We start from the raw sequence: 22462 nt of genomic DNA on the forward strand, positions 1-22462 counted from the left end.
CTCGAAATATGTTTTCATAAGTAAGACGCAGCAGACCGGAAAAACGATTGATTTTTTATTAAAACACATATAAGATAGGCCATCCAGTAGTTGCTGGCTGACTTAATAATACATAGACAACATAATTGTTCTACTATTAATATCCAGTTCCATGATATTGTTTATTGTAAGCGCTACGATTGTAGCGGAGAACGGGAGGCGGCCGATATGAAAGGTTCTCGAAGCTCCAGACTGTATCTGCTTCTGATCATACTGTGTATAATGCTGGCAGGTTGTTCACGGAACTCAGGCGAAGACTCTGAAGGTGCTCCAGACAAGGTTGAGACGGCACCGCAGCAAAGTCCCGGCGTTCAAAATCTAATTTTTTACAGTGAGGCCCTGGACCGGGAGATGCGGCTTAGTGCCTATCTTCCCGCAGGGTACAAGGCTTCTCAGCGTTATCCGGTGCTCTATTTCATCCATGGCTATGGCAGCAAAGAAACAGATATGTGGGGCGGGCTGGAGCTTCAGCAGAATGCAGACCGACTGATTGAGAACGGTCAAATCGAGCCGCTCATTATCGTCGCTCCCCAGATGGACAACAGCTATGGACTGAATGCTATAGCTAATCCGGGTGATCCCACAGCGCTGGGTGGTGAACGGTATGAGGATTATTTGGTGAAGGATGTTGTGAAGTATACAGATACGCATTTCAATACTCTGGCTGAGCGCGGTTCCCGCTATATTGGCGGCATATCGATGGGCGGTTTTATCAGCCTGCATTCTGCGTTCTTGCATAGAGACGTGTATAGCAGGGTTGGCGGGCATAGCCCGGCGCTGTTCCTGGATGACTGGTCTCTTGCCGGAGGGGAGAACGGTCTGGTCCAGTTTCTCTATCCGACGGAGGCGCTGCGGCAGGAGCGTGATCCGCTTCTTTTGGCGCAGAATAGGGACTTATCGAACTTGAGTATCTACCTGGACTGCGGAGCGGAGGACAGCTACCGGTTCTATGAAGGCACGGAGCGCCTGTATACCCTGCTTAAGGGGAAGGGCGTGCCGGTGGAATATCACCTCAGGGCAGGCCAGCATGACGGGGACTATTGGAAGAGCCATATGGACGAATATTTGAAATTCTATGCCGGGAGGACGAAGGAATCATGACGCTTACGCATTATAATTTGAATTTGGAAAAGCTGTGTGCTACATATAAGTTGGGCTTACTTAACTACGCCTATGAACCAGCCCAAGGGAGATGAAGCCGAAGTGGACAAGAATAAAGTTACCTATGAATCGGTTGACCAGTATATTGCGGACTTTGCGCCGGAGGTCCAGGAGCTTCTGCAGACCTTGCGTAAGGTCATTTCGGAAGCTGCGCCGGAGGCAGTGGAGAAGATCAGCTACCAGATGCCGACCTGGTTCCTGCATAAGAATCTGGTGCATTTTGCCGCCTACAAGACGCACATTGGGTTCTACCCGGCACCCAGTGGAATCGAAGCCTTCAAGGAGGAACTGGCGCAGTATAAAGGGGCCAAAGGGTCGGTACAGTTCCCCATCAAGGAGCCGCTCCCCTATGAGCTCATTGCCAGAATCGTCAAATTCAGAGTGGAAGAGAACAAGCAGGAGGCTGCAGAGAAGGGGAAGAAGAAGTAGCAAGTCAGTAGAAGTAATGAAAAGATTAATTTCATTGCAGGAGGTTCGAGATGAGAAACGAAGAATGTTGTCCAGAATGTGGAGGGACAAAATGGGGGGAGGGCAAGTCGCACGGCGAAGCTAGGGTGTATCCTATGAAAAAGATGCTAACATTAGGATCAGATGTTACTCATGTAATTTGTATAACGTGTGGATTTATTTTAAAAAGTTTTGTTAAAGAGCCACATAAATTTGAGGATAAATAAAATGAAGATCAGTAAAGAGCTGTCCCAAGTAGCCGTTTGATGGCTTTGGGACAGCCCCTAATCTTAGTTAGTTGGGGCGTTAGCGGTCAGTAGCTGCATAACCGCAGGTATTACTACCATTAGACTGGAGCAAAACAAGCATCAATTTCAGTCCCTACAGCGCCTTATCGTCTATGCTGTTCAGCCAGCCCTCAATCTCACCGATGACGGAGCCGATGCAGCCATCCTCGAACGGGGAGGTTAATCCGGCAAGCTTCACCAGCTCGGTGAAGGAGCGGCTGCCTCCGGCCTGGCAGAGCTTCAGATAATCCGGCCAGGCCGAGGTGAAGTCCTCGTTCGAGCGTTTCCAGAACTGGAAGGCGCAGAGCTGGGCCAGGGTATAGTCAATATAGTAGAACGGGGAGCGGAAAATATGGGCCTGCTTGTGCCAGAAGCCGCCTTGTTCCAGATAAGCATTACCGTCATAATCACGGTGCGGCAGATATTTCCGCTCAATGTCCCGCCAAGCCTGCTTGCGTTCCTGCGGCGTAGCTTCCGGATGCTCGTACACAAAATGCTGGAATTCATCGACAGATACGCCGTAAGGAATGAACTCCAGACTGTCAGCCAAGTGGTTGAAACGGTACTTGTCCGCCTCCTCCTTGAAGAACAGGTCCATCCATGGCCAGGCGAAGAACTCCATACTCATCGAATGAATCTCAGCGGCTTCGGAGGTTGGGAATGCATATTCAGGGACCGCCATATTCCGGCTGGAATACACCTGGAACGCGTGCCCGACCTCATGGGTCAGCACATCGATATCCCCGGCGGTTCCATTGAAGTTGGAGAAAATAAACGGAGCACGGTAGTCGCTGAAGAAGGTGCAGTAGCCGCCGAATTCCTTGCCTTTTTTGCTGACCAGATCCATCAGCCCGTTCTCCTGCATGAAGGTGAAGAATTCACCGGTCTGCGGGGACATCTCCTGGTACATCTTCGCACCATTCGCCACGATCCAGTCCGGGTCTCCCTTAGGGGTCGCGTTGCCGGAATTGAACTTAATGCCCTCATCGTAAAATTTCAGTCCGTCCAGCTGAAGGCGTTCGCGCTGGCGCTGCTTCAGCTTCCCCGCAACCGGCACGATATGCTCATGCACCTGCTTGCGGAAGCCCGCCACCATCTCAGCATTGTAATCGGTACGTCCCATCCGGTCATACCCGAGCTCCACGAAGCTCTTGTACCCCAGCTTGGCAGCGATTCCTGCCCGGACCTTCACCAGCTCGTCATAGATCCGGTCGAATTCGGGTTCATGCTCTGCCATGAAGGCATTGCGGGCCTCGAATACACCTTTACGAACTTCACGGTCCGTGGAAGAATCGAACGGAATCAGCTGTGCCAGCGTGCGTTCTTCGCCCTGGAACATGATTTTGGCGGACGCGATCAATTGGGAATATTCGGAGGACAGCTTATTCTCCAGCTGCAGATCTTCAATGACTTCAGGGCTGAAGGTGCGCAGTGAGATCTCGGCCAAGCTTAGGAGCTGTGTTCCCCATTCCTGCTCGAACTCGGCTCTATACTTGGAGTTGACGAGGGCTCTGTAATAATCCGTGATATACTCCTGGATCACCGGTCCGGTCTCGTCCATATAGTCCTGCTCTGCCTTGTAGAATGCATCCTCCGTATCGATGGAGTGGCGGACACTCACGAGGGTCTCCATCGTATCGAAGCGGCTGCGCAGCTTATTGATTGCTGTCACGGCAGCCTTTTGCTCCTCCAGATTGCCTGTCTCCAGGTCCTTCAGCAGAGTGGTGAACTCCTGCTTGAATTGAGCCACATCCGGTCGTTCGTATACATATTCTGAGAATTTCATTTGCTGCATCGCATCCTTTCTTTACCATATAGTTTCTATTATATAATCGGCGCGCGCAAAAAACTAATGTTCTTCCGGTAATATTTGATTATAGCTAAACGCTATACTCCTGGTACCGCAAACATCCGTTGTTGAACCGATATGGAGATTATTTTAGAATAGAGTTAATCTGCACCAATTATTGAATCCCGGGAGGTGATGGCCATGTTTCGGATGAGTCAGTATGTGAACGGCACGCTCCATGCAAAGCCTGTGGAATAACTAAGGCGAAAGCTTGGCATGGAGCGGATTTATTCGCCTGAAGTATGTTTTATGTAATACAGTTATTTACACAGGCTTTGCCCTTAAAAGATTAATATATTTTAAGGAGCGAGCCAGATATGCAATGTGTAAATGCAGCAAAGCTGTTGCCAGACCACCTGCTGAAGGAGATTCAGCAATATATTCAAGGGGAAGCCCTGTATATCCCGACCTGCAAGAGCAAACGCAAAAAATGGGGCGAAAGCTCAGGGGCAGCCGATTACTATAAAGTCCGCAATGCTGAGATCCGTAGCCGCTTCCAAGAAGGTGCAGAGTTGGACCAATTGTGTGAGCAATACGGGTTATCGATAGATAGCATCCGCAAAATCGTATATTCCAGGAACCCGCAGAGCTGATCTGCGGGTTTTTCAGGCTTGGGGAGGCGGGGCTGACCTGACCGGGAAAAGGGCGGGGCGGATGCAGTGTATGGTCAAGTGTGCATCGGCAAAAAGACAGCGTGTGATCAAGGGCATCGGCTAAACTGCTATGGCCAAGTGTTCTAAGCGGCTGCGGACTGAGATTCCGCTATTGTGGATTTTCAGGGCCAAATGGACCTTTGGCGGACTGACAATCCGCTATTGCTGTTCAAACAGGCTGTTTGGGTGACTTCTAGGTCGGATAGCGGAATCTCTGTCCGCGAAGCGCAGAAAAACCTTATTTTTAGCAAAATAGGCGCTTCTCAGTCCACGCCGGCAGACTCGTCCACCAAAAGCGGGGGGAGTCAAGATTAGCGGTTCTTACCAAAGTTAGACCCGGAGCTTATACGTGCGAATCCGCGTAGAACCACTCGCCACCTCCAGGATTTGCAACTCAACGAGATGATGAAGAATGCGCCTGGCTTGACGGTCACATACCCGCAAATGCGCCGCCAGCTCCAGCGGTGTCAGCGGGCGCAGAACGCGACGGGCCAGGCGGACAGTTTCTGCCTCCAGCCAGGATAAGGATGCGGTTACATCAGTAGCAGCGAATCTGCCAATGAACGCAAGCACGAGCTGCTGGCAGAGCTGAGGCTCTTCTGTAATAGACGGATAGGCGATGGGCAAAAAAGTCCAGCCGTCCAGCGCTAATAGACAATGCCGTCGGCATAAGTCTTTGAACCGCCCTGACATCAAGATCCCGTGCATGCGGACCAAAGCCTTGAATCTCAATGCCGCCCTTAGCACCGCCTGGCATATACGCCAGATCTAAGTAACGGTAACCGTTGTTGAAATCACGGACCTCCCACTCCGCATACAGAGACTTGAAATTGCCGACAGCGGGAAACCAGATGGAGCGCAGAAACTCTACGGTCCCGTGCCCCAACCCCTTATTAAGAAACTCCAACCTTATTGAACTTGTCTCCGCATGAATTTGTTCCTGAAGCCATTCCTCATATTGCTGCTCGAATCTCGACAATGAAGCTTCCCCTTTACAGTAGATTGGCCGTGAATCCGCAGTGAATCTGCAGTGAACCCGAAGCCGAACACAAGAAAAGCCGCCCCGATACAACGTATCCAGAGTCAGCTCCAGATAAACGTTCTATTGAGACGGCGTGTTCTTCACGGCCTATACCGGTATTATATCGTATTTCCCTTTATAACCGTTACCTTATATTGCAGAAGAGCCAACGAAGGAGTTGGACTTGGTTGCACCTTGTTGGACTTGGTTGCACTTTGTTGGATTTGGTTGGATTTGGTTGGACCAGCTTGAACCTGCCAAACCTGCAGCTTGAACCCGCTAAAGTGCAGCTTGCGCAAAGGCCATTGTATAAGTCTTTTGACAAAAATATACTGTAGCTGTAGGGAGAGAAGGCAGGAGGCGGTGGCGGTGGCGGTGGCGGTGAAAATCACGATTGAGCAGGTTCCGGAGGGCGGTGAGCCTGAAATTATTCTCAGGTGCAATGACCCGGATGAAGGCTTGCTGGCGCTGCTCTATTCGGTGAACGCAGGCGCAAGGAAGCTGATCGGTATGACCGGGCTACAGATGCACATCATCCATCCGCGTGACGTCTATTATTTCGAGGCGGTAGATCATAAGGTGTTCATCTACTGCCAGGAGAAGGTGTATGAGTCGAGGCTGAAGCTGTATGAGCTGGAGACGGAGTATGAGTCTGGCGATTTTTTCAGGGCCTCCAAATCCAGTATCCTGAATGTGGCGAAGATTGAGTCGCTCCGTCCGGTGCTCTACGGAAGATACGAAGCGCTGCTGCACAACGGTGAGAAGGTCTACATCTCCAGACAATATGTCCCGGTGCTGAAACGGAAGTTAGGGTTATAGCTGCGTCATCAAGACTCAAATAGGAGGAAAGCTCATGATTACAACCAGAAAGTATGTGTCTTTGTTCGTGAAGGATCTGCTGGTGGCTTGCGGGGGGCTGATGGTGCTTGCAGCGGTTGTGCTGGCTCTGAATGCTACGGAGATGATCCGGGGCTCGCTGCTGGTGCAGCTGTTCCTGGGGGCGGCGGCTTTTACCTGCTTCCGGTATGCGCTGGTGAATACGTATGAGGTAGATCCCAAAGTGCAGACGGTCAGCTTCTATCTCTGCTTCATCCTGGCCGATGTGCTGGTCATTCTCTGGCTGTGGCTGTTCGCGGACGGCCCGCTGATGGATAAGGGAGTGCTGGTGCCGTTCGTCATCGTTATTCTGGTGGTCAAAAGTATGGTGTACGCGATGATGCACATCGACGGGAAACGGGAAGCCAGGCAGCTTAATCAGAAGCTGAATGAGTATAAGCAGGGCGGAGATCAAACCAACGAAGAGCTTTAGGAAGCACTGGAGCCAGGGAGCATGAAAGCCATCTTGGAGGGGAAGCGGCCCGGGTGGCTTTTTGAGCATGAGTATGAGTATGAGAAAACCTAGGAATTTCTGTTACCTTTTGCTGACTGAACCGTAATAAGCCAAATGCTATACATAATCTTCCATGGAGATGATCTTATGCTGCTTCACAAGGTATCCCTGACAGAAATGATGAGCCGGATTCAAGAGCCCGGATATTCACCTGAAACTGTGCTTGACCCGTACTTGGAGCGTTACAGACAGCTTGAGCCGCATATCCATGCGTTTGTCCCTGAGGATGGGATTGAAGGGCGTCTGGATTCGGAAAAAGCTTTGCTGCAAAGGATTTACAGCGCAGATGAACGAAAACCGGCCCTATTCGGCATTCCTGTAGCCATTAAGGACCTGCTCCACGTGGACGGCTTGCCGACCCGGGCGGGATCGCAGCTATCCGCTGAGCGGTTAACCGGCGCCCAGGGGTCTCTGGTTACCAAGCTGCGTGCCCTCGGGGCCGTGATTGCAGGCAAGACGGTGACCGAGGAATTTGCTTACAACGGACCGATTGCAACGCGTAACCCGCATAACACCGCACATACTCCCGGCGGGTCCAGTGCAGGCTCCGCCGCAGCGGTGGCTGCAGGGCTCTGTCCGCTGGCTGTGGGCACACAGACGCTGCGTTCGGTGATCGCTCCGGCGTCCTTTTGCGGGGTGGTCGGGTTCAAGCCCAGCTATGACCGGGTTCCGCTGGATGGGGTGCTGCTGTTCTCGCCGTCTTTTGACACGGTAGGGTTCTTCACGCAGAATTTGCCTGATATGGAGGCAGCGGCGGCCTTGCTTGTCCCAAGTTGGCAGAACCGCTCTGCCGAAGTCTCCCGCAAGCCGGTTCTGGGTATCCCTAAGGGAGTCTATATGGAGCTGATGAGCGCAGAAGTCAAAGGGGTGTTCCAGGCTCAGATCTCAGGGCTTGAACAGCTTGGATATGAAGTCCGTTACGTCCAAATGCCGTGGGAGGATGAACTCATCTACGGAAATGCCATGCTGCGTTTCATTGAGGGGGAGCTGGCACGGGAGCATGAAGATAGATTCGCGGAACATAGAGTAGAATACGGCGTTCCCGTGCAGGAAGCGATCCTTAGAGGACAGCAGATTCCGGAGGAGGAGCTGGAGCAGTACCGCACCCGGCAACGGGAGCTGCGGCGTGATCTGATGGAGCTTATGGAGCAGGAGGGGATCGACCTGTGGGTCTCTCCGGCCCAAGGGGGGACTGCGCCGAAGATCGAGGAGCGGAATACGGGCTGGGCTGGGATGCCTGCGGTCTGGGGGTTCGCGGGAGTGCCTACGGTCAGTCTGCCTGCGGCAACGCTTGAAGGCCTGCCGCTCGGCTTCCAGTGCATAGGAAGATATGGAGAAGACGAGCTGCTGTTAGCCTGGGCGCGCCAGCTATGGCCGCAGCTGGCTGAGGAGTAACCGCTCCCCGTGAAATAAGGAGCGGTTACCAGGCGGGATATTTTGTTTTGGGGAGCTAAAGTCTCACTTTGTGGGGTTTCTTGGGCGAGCAGCGCCGCTTCAGGAACCGTACGTCAATCTCCCCGCTGCCGCCGGTATTCGGCTTCAGGCGGAGAGGGAAAGCATTACGCTTCAGCAAGAGCTTCACCTGGCGCGGCGTGAGGCAAGGACGGAGCTGCAGCAGTTGCGCGGCGGCACCGGACACGATGGGCGTGGAGATGCTGGTGCCGGACAGCTTGAAATACCGCTTGCCGACCTTATTGCGCGGCAATTCACGGACCAGCCAGGAGCCGGGGGCGCGCAGCGAGATCACTGAATCGCCGGGGGCGACCAGATCCGGCTTCACCCTGCCGCCGGGAGCGGGCCCGCGGCTGGAATAGACGGCAATCCGGTCATCCTTCTGCGTCAGCGTCCGCCGGTCATTGACGGCTCCGACGGTGATCGCGGAGGGGCTGATCCCGGGGGACTCGACGGTCCGGCGCCCAGGGCCGGCGTTGCCGGCGGCGATGACTACGGTGAGGCCGGCTTTGACGGCTTTTTCAACGGCCTGAACGAGAAGGTCATCCTTGACATGCGGAGCCACCGGTCCGCCGAAGGACATGGAGAGGATGCGCAGCTTCAGCTTTTTGCGGTGGGTGATGCAGTATTCAATGGCCTTGATAATGGTGGAGTCATAGCCGTCTCCATACTTATCGAGCACCTTGATTCCGACAATACCCGCTTCCGGCGCGGGTCCCCGGTACTTGCCCCGGCTGGACCAGCCGTTACCGGCGGCATCCCCGGTGATATGGGTGCCGTGTCCGTTGTCATCATACGGGCATTTCCGGTGATTGATATAATCCTTGAACGCCAGAATGCGGTTCACCGGCCGGGTCAGATCGGGATGCGGATAGACTCCGGTATCGAGCACAGCGATGTTGATGCCTTTGCCGGTAAGCCCTCTTGAGCGTCTAACCGCTGTAGCGCCTATGGATGGAGTTGCAATGTTGAGCGTAGCCTTCTTAATGCCGTCCAGATAGACTTTATGGACTCCATTCCAGCGGCATAAATGCTCCAGACATTTCAGGGATACCTGTGAAGCCACGGCCTGGTGCAGCCGCAGATGATGCTTGACCGGGAGGACATGCCGTCCCAAATGCTTCCTAAGTTCGCGGAGTCCCGCCGGAGTAAGCGGTTGTCTGAACTGTATAATCACCGGTATAGCAGCAGTTGAGGCAGCAGTGGAATAGGCTCGGCGGATCTTATGCTTCAGGGGCCGGTTGAGCTTGGCGGTGTGACGCCTGACCCATGATGGTTCACTCTTCATAATGTAATCACCTCTATGAAGCAGTGTATGCGGCCAGCTGCTCGGTGGGTACGAAACCAGGAATGAGTACAGCGATACATTTATGTAACTAACAGGCAATAACGCGTTTCGGCTGATTCTTCTCTTGCATTTACTACTGTATTCCAATAGAAAGTGGTGAAGCAAATGAAAGAATCAGAGAAGAAGGCATTGCTGGCAAAACGTCAATGGATGGCTAAAAAAGCAAGAGCAGCGGCGGTAGTAAGACCCAAAAGACGGCGGATCAGACAGGTGCTTAATAATTTCATCGTGCTTGCCGTGAACAATAACAATGTCCCATATGAAACGCAGGACTGGAAGGCTACACTGACCCGGAGCTCCGGCACTGTGATCACGGCTCAATTCGATGAATTCGGCGTCGCCCAGTTCAATACGATCAGTACGCTGACAACGGTCAGCTACACGCTCCGGATTATCGATGCGGATAATGTGCAGCGCACACAGAAGTTCGTCCCGTCGAACCGCGAGTTTTTTGTAGCACGCTTCTAAGTAACAACAGCGCGCCCGGATTTATTGAGGGCGCGCTGCTTTATGGTCATGTCTGAAATAATAGATGCTATAGAGAATCACCGGAATGATCAGGAAGTTGGCTAGCTGGATATAGAGCAGGTAATCGAGCAGCTTGAACATATTGACTGCCCGGTCCGCCTCGAAGTTCTTTGGGGGCGTTTGGCTTAGCGTAACGGACCCAGGGGCTCTTATCCGGGAAGAAAGTCGTCACTTGGGCGATTAACGGACCGCAAGGACCTTATCCCCTGCCATTCAGCTCCAAAACGTCTCGCAGAAAGACGATAAGGTCGCCTGAGTCCGTTACGCTGCACAAGGTGGCGTTCTCGTGGGGATAAGGTCTCTACGGTCCGTTAGATTTTTTGGGATCTTCTGTGGTGCCGCGCCAGCGGCACGGATGGCTTTGTGGGATTATTTTGCGGATGCGTGTTGAATAATATTCCGTTTGTCAAGCATTAAGGGGAGTTGGCGTTAAAATATTGGCTCCATGTACAATCCCGTTCACCGAATTCAGCTCTTATGACAATAAACCTTCCATCAATATTCAAAAGCGGGGGCATACCCTATATAATATCGCCATAGATGTATATCAGGGATTGTGAAACAGGATATAGTGAGCGGCAGCTATGCGCTGAAGATGCTCCGGAAAGGTCTGAGGAATGATGAGCCTGGAAGCCTTGAATGAACGTGTGAACACGGATCTCTCGTACCTCGCCTATGGCGGCGCGGACTGGGTTCGCCCTGTGGAGCATGCCGAAGGCCATGTCTATGATGTCGTCATTGTGGGCGGGGGCCAGAGCGGGCTTGGTGCGGCTTTTGGCTTGCTGCGCGAACGGATCTCGAATCTGCTGATTATCGATGAGAATCGTGACGGGCTGGAGGGGCCTTGGGAGACCTACGCCCGGATGGTGACGCTGCGTACGCCCAAAGCTCTGACCTCGATTGATCTCGGCATCCCGTCGCTGACCTTCCGTTCCTGGTGGGAGGCTCAGCATGGGGCGGAGGCCTGGAGTGAGGTGGACAAAATCCCGCGCGGGCAGTGGATGGAGTATCTGCGCTGGTACCGGCAGGTTCTGAAGCTCCCGGTACGTAATGAGGTGCGGCTATTGCTGGTCGAGCCTGGTGACGATGGGATCTACCGTCTGCAGGTTACAGGAGCGGGTGCGCAGGCCGGAACACTGCTGGCCCGTAAGGTGGTGCTGGCTACCGGCATTCAAGGCGGAGGGCAGTGGCATGTTCCGCCGATGATTGCAGATCATCTGCCGGAGCACTTGTATGCCCATACCTCCCGGCAGATTGATTTCGCCGCCCTTCGCGGCAAGCGGGTGGGGATTCTCGGCGGCGGGGCGTCCGCCTTCGACAATGCGAATTATGCGCTTCAGGAGGGCGCGGCGGAGGCCCAGGTCTTCGTCCGCCGGGCGCAGCTTCCGGGGGTGAATCCGATCCGCCAGATGGAGGGCTCGGGCATGATTGAGCGGTTCCATACCCTGGCGGATGCGGACAAATATGCGGTCATCTCGCATTTCTTCCAGTATAATCAGCCGCCGACGAGCGATACCTTCCGCCGCGCAGCGGCATGGCCCGGCTTCCGGCTGCATCTCGGCTCGCCGTGGCTGAAGGTGGAGGCTTCAGGGGAGCAGGCGGTGGTGACTACGCCCGCCGGAGAGTTCAGCTTCGACTATCTGATCGTCAGCACGGGCCTGCTCAGCGATCCTGCCCTGCGGCCGGAGCTGCGGCAGGTGGAGCCTCATATTGCCCGCTGGAGCGACCGGTACACAGCACCTGCGGGAGCGGCGAATCCGCTGCTGGACGCACACCCGTACCTTAGCCCCGGCTTTGCACTTCAGAGCCGGGATGAAGCAGGCCGCAAGCGGCTGCATGGCTTATTCGTGTTCAACTATTCCGCTCTGGCCAGCTGCGGGTTATCGGCATCGGCCATCTCGGGCCTGCGGAATGCGATTCCGAGACTGGTCAGCGGTGTGGCTGACCAGCTCTTCCAGGATGACCGGCAGCAGATCCTCCAGGCTTATTATGATTACGATGAGATTGAATTTACAGGCCAGTAAGACGGCCTGAAGAGGCTGTACCTGAGGCGGGCAATGACCTCTGGTGCAGCCTCTTGGCGTGCAGAGCGAATAGATGGGCCAGTGCCTGAGAGCTGACTGGCAGACGGGTCAGGCAGTAATTCTGGCGTACAGCGTGAAGAACAGCGCCAGCTCGCCCATGATCAGGACATCCGGTACATGGACTACAAGATCCAGCACATAGAAGCGGGCCAGAATGAGGGTCAGCAGGGCCAGCGGCTTCATTCCCAGCCGGTGCTGCTTATGCCTGTAGACCTGAAAGACCAGTGCCGTGGAAGCGAAATAGAGCAGCACGGAGCCGAACAACAGGTTCAGCATCTGCCCATAATGAAGCTGATCCAGGAACAATAGCTGGATTGACGCAGCAAGCATACATAGCGACAGATAAATGAACAGATGCCCGTAGATAATCGTCTGTCCGGCAGTCTGGATATGCATATCGACCTTCTTCTCCAGGTTGTCATAATACTGCCACCAGATGGCGATGATCAGCACAAAGGTGAGCGCAGCGAAACCGACAGATGGTCCGGTCCAGCTGCTGGACTGCAGCACGGCGAGGATACTGACCACGGATTCGCCGAGCAGGATCAACGCGAACAGGGAGAAGCGCTCCAGCAGATGATGGGTATTGGCGGGAGTCTTCACCAGAATCCTCCGTCCCGTCAGCGGGAGAATGATGTCCAGGATAATCCCGGCGTATAGTACCGCATACCTGAGCCAGGAATCGAAGAACAGGGAGCAAGCCGAAATCGCAAGTCCAATCCAGAAGCGTGATCCCAGATAACGGGCTGTGTTGCGTAAATGTCCGCTTTCTCTGGAATGGCTGTAATGATACTGGACCGCTGTCATGATCCGGAGCCCCAGGTAGCCGATCAGAAACGGCAGATAGTTGGCATCGAAATCCACAGACAGACTGGCCGTCATGATCAGCACGAAGAATAATTGAATGATCAGAAACACGCGGTGCGGGACGGTATCCTTCCCATAGCGGTTAACGAAGAGTGTCTGCCCGACCCAGGCCCACCAGATCGGAATGAAGATCAGTACGAATTTGCCGAGTGTCTCAAGGGACAGCGTCTCGTGTTCTACATGCAGCAGCACATGGCTGGCTTTGGAGACCGCAGCGACAAACAGCAGATCGTAGAAGAGCTCAAGCCAGGTAACCTTTTTGATGATCATTGCGTTAGTCCCCTTTGCCGTTTGTATGCCCGGAGCCGTCCGGTTTACAAGTATAATAATAGCTCTCCGCAGAAGAAGGCAAGAATATTTGTGATAACTGGAGAGGTTGCCCTGGCGGCAATTGACCTGACGGACACACTCATTGATAATAAAGAGGTTCATATTCTTGAGAGAATGGGAGTAGAAGCATGTCATATCGCACTATGGAAGAATGTATTATTGACCTGGAGAAGCACGGGCATTTAATTCGCATACATGAAGAGGTGGACCCGCATCTGGAGATGGCGGCGATACATATGAAGGTCTACGAGGCAGGCGGTCCCGCTCTGCTCTTCGAGAAGGTCCGGGGCTCGAAGTACCGTGCGGTCTCGAATCTGTTCGGAACGATTGAGCGCAGCAAGTTCATTTTCCGCGACACGTGGGAATCTTCGCAGGCGGTCATCGCCTTGCGCAGCAATCCCATGAAGGCGCTCAAGCAGCCTTTAAGGTATATCGGGACAGGCCTTGCCGCCCGTAAAGCGCTGCCGATCAAGAAGGGCAGCGGTGTGCCGGCCGGATTCGAGGAGATTAGGATCTCCGATCTTCCGCAGATTAAGCACTGGCAGGGCGACGGAGGGGCGTTCGTCACGCTTCCGCAGGTGTACTCCGAAGATCCCGATAAGCCGGGCATTATGAACTCCAATCTGGGGATGTACCGTATCCAGCTTAGCGGCAATGAATATGAGCTGAATAAGGAAGTGGGCGTCCATTACCAGATTCACCGCGGCATCGGCATTCATCAGGCCCACGCGAACAGACGCGGCGAGCCGCTTAAGGTTAGCTGCTTCATCGGCGGCCCCCCTGCGCATACGCTCTCGGCGGTGATGCCGCTGCCGGAGGGCTTAAGTGAAATGACCTTTGCCGGGCTGCTCTCGGGGCGTCATTTCCGCTACAGCTATGTAGACGGCTTCTGCGTCAGCAGCGATGCCGACTTCGTGATTACCGGAGAGATTCATCCCGGGGAGACGAAGCCGGAGGGGCCGTTCGGCGATCATCTGGGCTATTATAGCCTGACTCACCCGTTTCCGGTGATGCGAGTACACAAGGTTTATGCCAAAAAAGGGGCCATCTTCCCCTTCACAGTGGTCGGCCGTCCGCCACAGGAGGACACTGCCTTCGGAGAGCTCATCCATGAGCTGACCGGCGGGGCGATCCGCTCGGAGATTCCCGGCGTGAAGGAGGTACATGCGATAGATGCTGCGGGAGTGCACCCGCTGCTGTTCGCGATCGGCAGTGAACGGTATACCCCGTATCAGCAGCTTAAGCAGCCTGCAGAGCTGCTGACGATCAGCAACCGGATTCTCGGAACCGGCCAGCTCAGTCTGGCGAAATATCTGTTCATCACGGCAGAAGAGGACAAGCCGGTCAGCACGCATGATATCGCCGGGTTCCTGACTTACATCCTGGAGCGGATCAATCTGCGCCGCGATATTCACTTCCAGACGAACACAACGATCGATACGCTGGATTATTCCGGCACCGGGATCAACAGCGGAAGCAAGGTGGTCTTCGCAGCCGTAGGGGAACAGAAGCGGAGCTTGTGTACGGAGGTGCCTGAGGTTCTTCAGCAGGTAGACCGGGGCTGGGGTCCGGCGGCCATGATTATGCCGGGGATTGCCGCCATGCAGGGGAAGCCGTTCCGGGATTACGCCTCGGCGGCAGAAGAAATCTCCGCACTGAGTGCTGCCATTGCAGCGCAGGGGGCGCTTGATTCCTGCCCCATGATTATTCTGTGCGATGACAGCAGCTTCATGTCAGAGTCGCTGAACAACTTCCTGTGGGCGACCTTCACCCGCAGCAATCCTTCCCATGACATCCATGGGGTGAACAGCACGGTGGAGCATAAGCACTGGGCCTGTGATAATGTGATCATCGACGCCCGGGTGAAGCCGCATCAGGCGCCGCCGCTAATTCCTGACCCTGAGGTGCAGCGGAGGATTGAGCGGGTATTTAGTGAAGGAGCAAGCTTGGGTGGACTGCGGCGACGGTAAGGGGTGAAGCTGCCATTCCATAACCGCTGAAACCGCTGAAAAGAGGGGTTGTATGGCTGAGCTATTCGGAATGCTTTTCGAAGTTATGCTGGATCTTCTGCTCTACCGTAAGGACCGCAAGCGGAGGAGAGAACGAAGAAGAGAGCGAAGAATGGAGCGGAGAATGAAAAGGCAGGGGCGTTTGTAGACGCCCTGCCTTTCATTTGCCGGCGGCTGGATGGCAGGCGCATAAACGTCATTTTTTATATGATGACGTTTATGCGCTTTTTTGTCGTGGCCGAAAAAATGTTTGCGAAAAACCGAATTCATCGAATGTGAAGTGCAGCTGCTCAGTTCTGGCTGCCCGGCAGCGTATATGTCTGCACGATATTTTGACTGCCATCCATTCTGTGGATGTTGAAGCTCAACACATTGTCTTTGCGCCCGGTGAAGTAGATATAGTCTCCCGGGAACATGAAGTCGGGCTGCTCTACCTCGCGCTGGCGCTCCGAACTTAGCAGTTGCTTGTATAACAAAGTCTGCTCACCGCTAGCACGGTCAACGAGGGTCAGGAAGGCGGTGTCTGTAGGGCGGACCAGCAGAACATCGGGGTAGACGGCTTCGACATTGTAGTAGACATCCTGGGTAACGGTTGCACCCAGCAGCTTCGGTATATCTACCGTCTCGCTGACTGCTCCGGTTCCATCCTCAATGAGCCTTAGCGTGCGGCCGTCATTGAATACCAGCTTATCGCCGGCCCAGACCGGGGCTGTGCCGAAGGAGGTGTGGATATCCGTATGCCCCTGACGGATTACACTATTGTTCTTCACTAGATAGGTGTAGTACTCCGCATGCACATGGGGCTCGCCATAGGAATTGACGACTTGAAGCAGCGTCAGACCGGCAGGTGTGCGCTCGAAGGTGAAATCTACTACATCCAGTCCTCTACCGAGAACAGCAAGCTTATGCTTAGTGTTCTGCTTCGTTGTCAGATACAGCTCGCCGCTGTCCAGCGACAGGGAGTACACTCCGCCGTCGAACACTTCTGAATAACCGCGGTACATATGCAGACCGTTGGCCCGTATCGTATTCGTGGCGGCATCCCATCTTACGGGTCCGCCTTCAAGGGCCGCTACTACAAATTTGACAGGCACATACAGCTGCTTATCAGCCATATAAGGTGTGCCTCCAAGGGAGACCTTCTTCCCGTCCAGTACGCCGGTGGATTGACCAAGCTTCACACTGAAGCTTTTGTTCCACCCGCTGAAGGCAGCGGTTTTGTCCGCATTATTCCACTTGACCTCAAGACCCATGATTGTGGCCAGGTTAGCCGGCATATAAGAGATGCCGTTCTTGATCTGTGCGGTGCCTCCGGCCATGCCCGATAACCCGCTTCCGTTACTGTAGGTTAATTGGAGCTGCACGCCTGGGGCAGGCTTGGCCGAAGCCGGAACGGCTTCAGTTCCTCCGGTCAAGGCCAGTGCGAGTGCGGCGAGGACTAACATTCTCCGGTTGATCTTCATGTTCATCATCCTTTCTGGGGTGCAGCCGCTGCTGGATCAGCCGTCCCCCGTCCCGTGACCCATAGGCTGAACCACGGATTGTACAGCAGCCTCTGTAACAGATTCATACCCCCCCAGGGGCTGAATGGCTATAAACGCCAAGCTACATGAAACTAGAAGCATAATCATTTTTCTTATCATTGGATTCTTGCACCTCTCCAATCAGAAGTCTGTATTGTTCTGTCTGTTCCTCAGTGGCTTGATGCCGGAATTGTTCAAACAGATTCACACATTTAATGATTATGCTATCACTCTTTATTTTAGCAGAAGATTCCAGACTTTGGAGCAGGAAGCCCATTCCTTCCAGGCGGTGATTGCGTAAATAATACTTGGCTAATTCCGCGAGAAAGGTAGAGTACTGGTCAGCCAGGATCTGCTGGTTGTGAAGCTCCCCGAAGTCCTTCAGGTTGGTCCGGTAAGGGATATAGGAAGGGAACTGTTCAAGCACCTCATCGACATTCCAGGAGAAACGGTTGGCTGAGATCATAATATGGTACAGGGCTACAAAGATCTCACTGGCATGCGGAGCAATATAGGCCACATATTCAGGCAGCACTTCATAGTCGCCGGACATCATCCGGTAGAGAAGGGTATTGGCCGTGCCCCATTCCTGGAATTGGTCCAGGATGTGCCGGGTGTCTTCATCTTTTTCGCGTATCCAGCTCCTATCCATATATAGTGCTACGTATTTCAGCGCCGATTCATAGTCCCGGAATTCTTCGCACACACTTGCCCGCATCAGATGCGAATACAGCGCATAGAAGAAAACCGGCTTCTCCGGGCTTTTATCCTGGCGGTCCCTGCGCTGCGACCGGTGCAGATGGTGGTAGCTGAGCATGGCAAGACGGTGCATCTCCTGGGCCAGCGCATCCACCTTGTCCCACTTGTGCAACGAGTAATAGACATGCATCAGGGTCTTGAGTCCATCGAGCTGATCCGGCACCTCAAGCCGTTCAATATAACATTCGAATAAAAGAGCAGCCTGGAGGTTGAGTGTCTGGCTGTCTCCGAGGGTGATACGGAACAAACGGTACTGGCAGAGGGCCAGCCGCTCCGAATGCTGATACTTCTCGCTTGCGCTGATATTCTTGTAGAGCACGGCCGCGGCCTGCCAGTGATGCTCCTGAAACAGGTCCTCGGCCACTTCAAAAAGCATCGGAGCGTAGGTTAGGTTGTCCAGCAGATTTTTGGCTACAAGCTCAATACAGTCCAGCCGCCCCAGCTCCGCCGAATTCAGGATGAAGGGGCGCAGCCGCCGCCAGGTTGGTGCCGAATATAAGAAGCACTCATCGACATACATGCTATAGAAATGATCCTCCGGCAATGACATGCCCCGGGTAATCAATTTCAGGTGGTTCATCGCAATCGGCTGCTGGCCGCTAAGGATACGGCTTAAGGTGCCGGAATTAACGCCGGACTGAATGGAGAACTGGTTGATGGACAACTGCTGGGAATAGAGATAAGCCTCAAGATGACTCCGGATCGTTGTGAGAGGCTTCAATTGATCACCGCCTGACTGAATTCCATATTTTGGATTATTGTATATGTGTATAATATAAGTCATTATTCCAATGGTCAATAGAGCGATGGGGAGAAACCGTGAACAATGGAAAAAAGCATTCCCGTGGTCCCGGGAACGCTTAGTCTTCATAGGCGGGCAGACAGCCGCTCAGGCGGTGTAAATCCCTGCTTCATTCTTGATCCTGCGGCGCTCGATGACCTCTTCATAATCCTTAATCAGCCTGTCAAAAATCTGCTCCCAGGAGCGCTGGAGAGCTTGGCGCCGCCCTTCGCGGCCCATTGCGCTCCGCAGCAGATGCCCGGCGGCGGCAGTGCAGATCTGCTCTGCCATGGCTGCCGGACTGCGGGGGTCGAACAGCATGCCGGTGACACCGGGTGCGACCAGTTCCCGCGTTCCGCCAGCATCTGCGGCGATGACAGGGAGCCCCGACGCCATGGCTTCAAGCACGACATTGCCGAAGGTCTCCGTGCAGGAGGGGAAGACGAACAAATCGGCGGAGGCGTACAGCTCTGCCAGCTCTTCGCCGTGCCTGGCACCGGTGAAGGTGACATTGTCCGGTGCCTGCGATTTCAGTTCAGGCAGCAGCGGCCCATCGCCGACAATCACCAGCTGAACCGCTACACGCACGGACTCCGGCAGGAGCGGCATGGCCTGAAGGAGGGTGGTGAGATCTTTTTCCGGGGCAATCCGTCCGACATAGAGCATCATCAGTGCTGCTCCCTTGCTGTAACGCTCCCGCACTTCTTCGCTTCGTCTCTCTGGCGAGTATAGGGTGCAGTCCACGCCTCTGGACCACAGGCGCAGCTTGGTGAAGCCCTCCATGCGTAAGCTGGTTAGGGTCTCGCGGGAAGGGGCCAGGATGGCATCGCAGGACCGGTGATACCACTTCATGTATTTCCAGTAGAGCGGGAGGATTCTTCTCATTTTGTAGTATTCGAGGTAACGGTCGAAGTGGGTGTGATAGGAGGCGACATGGGGGAGCTGCTGCTTGCGGGCATACCGGAGGCCGGTTAGGCCGATATTGAACGGGGTGGCGAGATGGAGCAGGTCGGGGGCGAAGGCAGCCAGTTCACTCTGCATGGAGGACATGCCGGGCAGGGCCAGCCTGCACTCGGGATACAGGAAAAAGGGGATGCTGGCCACGGGTCTGACAGGATCGGGGTAGCTGCTCTCCGGGGCTGATTTTGGCGTGAACAGCAGATGTTCTATTCCCCGGCGGTGCAGATGGCCGGTCAGCCGGCTGAGTGTGCGGGCAACGCCATTCGTCTGCGGAAGAAAAGTGTCCGTGAATAGTGCCAGACGCATCGGTATCCCTCCCAGTAATCTTGTTGCTTTGATCTTAACAACCAACTATTACTTGGAGATCAACCGCAGGTTAAACATCTCGCACGAAGGAGGGATTTTGCAGGGAGGGTCGGAGGGAATTCGTGAGGACCCGTGAGGAGTAGGGAGGACGAGGGGGGAGTAGGTAGGAGTAGGGAGGAGTAGGGAAGACTAGGGAAGACTAGGGAAGACTAGGGAAGACTAGGGAGGACCAAGGAGGAGGAGGGGGGAGTAGGGAGGACAAGGGGGGCTAGGGCAATAAGGGAAGACTAGGGAAGACTAGAGAAGACTAGAGAAGACCAGGGGAAGACTAGGGCAACAAGGTTAAAGGAGGAGCGGATCGGGTATACATGAGGTATCAGGAATGAAGGAGGTATAAGGAGATGAGTAAAGATCTGCCGCCAGAGGTTCCGCCGAAGGTTGTCCCGGATGTAAAGCCGGATATCCTCCCGGAGCCGGTTGTGATCCCGCCGGAGATTGTGCCGGAGAAGCATCCCGAAATCGTACCGCCGGAGCAGCCCGAGATTATTCCTCCAGCCCCGCCGGAGATTCTTCCGAATGCTGATCCGCTGTAAGCTGGAATGCTATCTGACATAAGGATAATGTATAGATTATGCTGAGCGCCCGGGGAACCGGGCGTTTTTGTGAAAATATATAGGAGACTATAGATTCCTGCTGCTGTGGAAAAGGTGAGTGTAAATTTGTGTGGAGATGACTTCTTGGAATGATTCGCTGAATGACTTTGATGCTGAATGTGACTGAAGGCTGAATGTATGTGAAAAACAGCATACATTCGCTCGCAAGCAGGTAGAAGGACCAAATGTATGGCAAAAACAGCATAGATTGTGCTCGTAAACAGGCACGCGGTCTGAATGTATGTGGAAAACAGTATACATTCTGCTCGCAAGCAGGTAGATGGACTAAATGTATAGCAAAAACAGCATACATTGCGTTCGTGCAAAGTACCTGAGCAGGTATAGGAGCCAGAGCCGGAGGGCGGTATGGCTTTGTGGTTATTTTAGCTGCTGAGGGGGAAGGAGGGACGTTCGGACAAGCAACGAGTTACTGTAAAGGGAATAGGTGGATTTTGTACACTTGCTGATGAACGAAGGCTCTCTGCTGGAACCACAGTTGGATAAACAACACTTAATTTGCCCGTTTCCTCCAACAGTAGCGAAAACTAACTGGAATAAATGTACAAAATCCACTTGTTACCCGATATTCTTGAGAAACCGGCGAAATAAGATACGTTTTTCCGATTGTTTACGGCAGGCACTCGTTTCCTCCAACAGGAAAAGGGTGCGGAGGTAAAAAGGGCGGGCCAGATATTTGCTGTGGGGCTGCTCCCGCTGCCGGGTTCCTGTTCCCCATCCCCGATTACGATACACGTACCTCCGTTCCTGGTCCCCTGTACCGTGCGCGTACCTAATACCCGCTACTCCTTCAGGCACCCTTGTGTGGCTCCCCGTTCCCGCTCCACTGGACTCGCTCCCCGTTCCTGTACTCCATTCCCCGATCCCCCTCAACTCCCCGGCAGACTTGTCCAGATCGGTTCGGCGTATTGATTCTGCAGATTCATGCTGCAATCCTTGCCGGTATCGTAGGAGCGGTTGCCCAGCACCTGTGCGAATTGCTCCAGGTTGCGCCTTGCCGCAGCGGGGTCCTTGCTCTCCAGCCAATCGGCAAGCGCTCCGAGCACCATCCGGCCTTCCGTAAGAGCCGCCTCCCACAGCTCCCACACCGATTCTGTGCGGACCTCGGAATAGAGTGCGGGATGCCGCCATTCGGAGTGCCGTTCATTCAGATAATCCAGCTGCTCCTCGCGCGCGGTAAGCTTACGGGAGAACAGCAGGCGTGTCCGTCCCCAGGTGATAGCCTTTTTCCAGCCCTTCGGGTCATACAGGCACCGCTGGGCCAGCACCATATCGCGGTAAGAGGTCTGCCAGATCTCCTCAGGCAACCGGGCCATCGCCTCCGGGTAATGCTTAAGGGCTGTAGTGTGAAGGATGCGGTGAACCGGACCGGGCAGGCGGGAGCCGGCGTCGATCAGGGACCAGGCCGGGTTCTGCCACGTGTTGAGCTTCCGCCGCCGGTTCATGAACAAGGTGTCCAGATCAATCTCGAACCGCTGATGATCGCGGTATTGATAGCCCGCTTTCCAGTTAATATAGGGATGGAGATTGCGGTCCAGCAGATGATGGGTGAGGAAGCCTAGGAAGTAGAGCCGGGCCTGATCGCCCTCCGCTCCGCCGAGGTTCCGCGCTGACTCCCAGAAGTCTATAAGTACAGGCCCGCAGCTGCGCGAATGCATCAGATCCCCGAGATGCAGCGCCCCGGCATCCTTGCTCCAAGGGAGAAAGCTGTGATACAGCAGAATATCCGGACCCTGACAGCCAAGATGATAGAGGGGCTTCTGCTGCTCCAGCTGCTGAAGAAACGGAAGACGATTACTGAATTCTCCGGCCAGCTGCCGCCCGTACTCGATATGCATCCAGATATTAGGCATGATCGTTACCTCCTATATGTTCTTGTGTCAGCCGCAACTAAGCATATTTATATATTTTACCCCCTGTATGTAAAAAGAAAATCAGAAATGCCGCATAAAACAGCATGCATTCTTTTACAATTCTGTGAATGAACCCAATATGAA

At 54.1% G+C, this 22462-nt stretch carries 18 protein-coding genes and 1 pseudogene; 11 read left to right on the top strand and 8 right to left on the bottom strand.

Features of this window, described 5'->3' with window-relative positions:
• Positions 1–207: 207 nt before the first annotated feature.
• From NST04_RS33215 to NST04_RS33225, 3 genes are all read left to right on the top strand, one after another.
• The gene (locus NST04_RS33215) at positions 208–1140 is read left to right on the top strand and encodes an alpha/beta hydrolase (RefSeq protein WP_341188006.1); all 933 of its coding nucleotides are present in this window, start codon (positions 208–210) and stop codon (positions 1138–1140) included.
• Between the two features lie 102 nt (positions 1141–1242).
• Positions 1243–1629 (top strand): iron chaperone, encoded by a 387-nt coding sequence (locus tag NST04_RS33220; protein ID WP_341188007.1) that lies wholly within the window; start codon positions 1243–1245, stop codon positions 1627–1629.
• 50 nt (positions 1630–1679) lie between these two features.
• Positions 1680–1874: a transcription initiation factor TFIIIB gene (locus tag NST04_RS33225; protein ID WP_341188008.1), complete on the top strand. Its 195-nt coding sequence runs from the start codon at positions 1680–1682 to the stop codon at positions 1872–1874.
• A gap of 154 nt (positions 1875–2028) precedes the next feature.
• Here the strand turns inward: NST04_RS33225 and NST04_RS33230 are convergent, their stop codons facing one another.
• Entirely contained in the window at positions 2029–3720 is a 1692-nt protein-coding gene (locus NST04_RS33230) for a M3 family oligoendopeptidase (RefSeq protein WP_341188009.1), read from the bottom strand.
• A 380-nt stretch (positions 3721–4100) separates the two neighbouring features.
• Here NST04_RS33230 and NST04_RS33235 point away from each other — a divergent pair, with 380 nt between their 5' ends.
• Positions 4101–4376, top strand: a complete 276-nt coding sequence (locus tag NST04_RS33235; protein ID WP_341188010.1) for a CD3324 family protein — start codon at positions 4101–4103, stop codon at positions 4374–4376.
• Positions 4377–4766: 390 nt separating this feature from the next.
• Here the strand turns inward: NST04_RS33235 and NST04_RS33240 are convergent.
• Positions 4767–5415 (bottom strand): annotated as a pseudogene (locus NST04_RS33240) (transcriptional regulator).
• 411 nt (positions 5416–5826) lie between these two features.
• On the opposite strand from NST04_RS33240, the gene NST04_RS33245 reads away from it, so the two are divergent.
• The 3 genes from NST04_RS33245 (at position 5827) to NST04_RS33255 (ending at position 8242) form a co-directional block, all read left to right on the top strand.
• Entirely contained in the window at positions 5827–6276 is a 450-nt protein-coding gene (locus NST04_RS33245) for a LytTR family DNA-binding domain-containing protein (protein ID WP_341188011.1), read from the top strand.
• Positions 6277–6310: 34 nt separating this feature from the next.
• Complete coding sequence (locus tag NST04_RS33250) at positions 6311–6766, top strand: hypothetical protein (protein ID WP_341188012.1); 456 nt, start codon at positions 6311–6313, stop codon at positions 6764–6766.
• Between the two features lie 168 nt (positions 6767–6934).
• Complete coding sequence (locus NST04_RS33255) at positions 6935–8242, top strand: amidase (protein ID WP_341188013.1); 1308 nt, start codon at positions 6935–6937, stop codon at positions 8240–8242.
• A 55-nt stretch (positions 8243–8297) separates the two neighbouring features.
• Here NST04_RS33255 and NST04_RS33260 read toward each other — a convergent pair whose 3' ends face one another.
• Positions 8298–9587, bottom strand: coding sequence for a S8 family peptidase (locus NST04_RS33260; RefSeq protein WP_341188014.1), 1290 nt, complete (start codon positions 9585–9587; stop codon positions 8298–8300).
• A 210-nt stretch (positions 9588–9797) separates the two neighbouring features.
• Between NST04_RS33260 and NST04_RS33265 the strand changes: the two genes are divergently transcribed.
• The gene (locus NST04_RS33265; protein WP_341188015.1) at positions 9798–10115 is read left to right on the top strand and encodes a hypothetical protein; all 318 of its coding nucleotides are present in this window, start codon (positions 9798–9800) and stop codon (positions 10113–10115) included.
• A 680-nt stretch (positions 10116–10795) separates the two neighbouring features.
• Positions 10796–12199: an NAD(P)/FAD-dependent oxidoreductase gene (locus tag NST04_RS33270; protein WP_341188133.1), complete on the top strand. Its 1404-nt coding sequence runs from the start codon at positions 10796–10798 to the stop codon at positions 12197–12199.
• Between the two features lie 108 nt (positions 12200–12307).
• On the opposite strand, the gene NST04_RS33275 is transcribed toward NST04_RS33270, so the two are convergent.
• Positions 12308–13396: a low temperature requirement protein A gene (locus tag NST04_RS33275; protein WP_341188016.1), complete on the bottom strand. Its 1089-nt coding sequence runs from the start codon at positions 13394–13396 to the stop codon at positions 12308–12310.
• A gap of 188 nt (positions 13397–13584) precedes the next feature.
• On the opposite strand from NST04_RS33275, the gene NST04_RS33280 reads away from it, so the two are divergent.
• Complete coding sequence (locus NST04_RS33280) at positions 13585–15426, top strand: UbiD family decarboxylase (protein ID WP_341188017.1); 1842 nt, start codon at positions 13585–13587, stop codon at positions 15424–15426.
• Between the two features lie 329 nt (positions 15427–15755).
• Here NST04_RS33280 and NST04_RS33285 read toward each other — a convergent pair whose 3' ends face one another.
• The 3 genes from NST04_RS33285 to NST04_RS33295 form a co-directional block, all read right to left on the bottom strand.
• Complete coding sequence (locus NST04_RS33285) at positions 15756–16928, bottom strand: copper amine oxidase N-terminal domain-containing protein (protein WP_341188018.1); 1173 nt, start codon at positions 16926–16928, stop codon at positions 15756–15758.
• Between the two features lie 142 nt (positions 16929–17070).
• Entirely contained in the window at positions 17071–18468 is a 1398-nt protein-coding gene (locus tag NST04_RS33290) for a transcriptional regulator (RefSeq protein ID WP_341188019.1), read from the bottom strand.
• Between the two features lie 168 nt (positions 18469–18636).
• Positions 18637–19794 carry a glycosyltransferase family 4 protein gene (locus NST04_RS33295; protein ID WP_341188020.1) on the bottom strand — a complete coding sequence of 386 codons (1158 nt, stop codon included), beginning with the start codon at positions 19792–19794 and terminating at the stop codon, positions 18637–18639.
• Between the two features lie 401 nt (positions 19795–20195).
• On the opposite strand from NST04_RS33295, the gene NST04_RS33300 reads away from it, so the two are divergent.
• The gene (locus NST04_RS33300; RefSeq protein ID WP_341020282.1) at positions 20196–20387 is read left to right on the top strand and encodes a hypothetical protein; all 192 of its coding nucleotides are present in this window, start codon (positions 20196–20198) and stop codon (positions 20385–20387) included.
• Between the two features lie 947 nt (positions 20388–21334).
• On the opposite strand, the gene NST04_RS33305 is transcribed toward NST04_RS33300, so the two are convergent.
• On the bottom strand, positions 21335–22318 hold the full coding sequence (locus NST04_RS33305; protein ID WP_341188021.1) for a zinc dependent phospholipase C family protein: 984 nt from the start codon (positions 22316–22318) through the stop codon (positions 21335–21337).
• Positions 22319–22462 lie beyond the last annotated feature (144 nt).

The organism is Paenibacillus sp. FSL H7-0756 (genome assembly GCF_038006765.1).
GTDB lineage: Bacteria > Bacillota > Bacilli > Paenibacillales > Paenibacillaceae > Paenibacillus_AQ.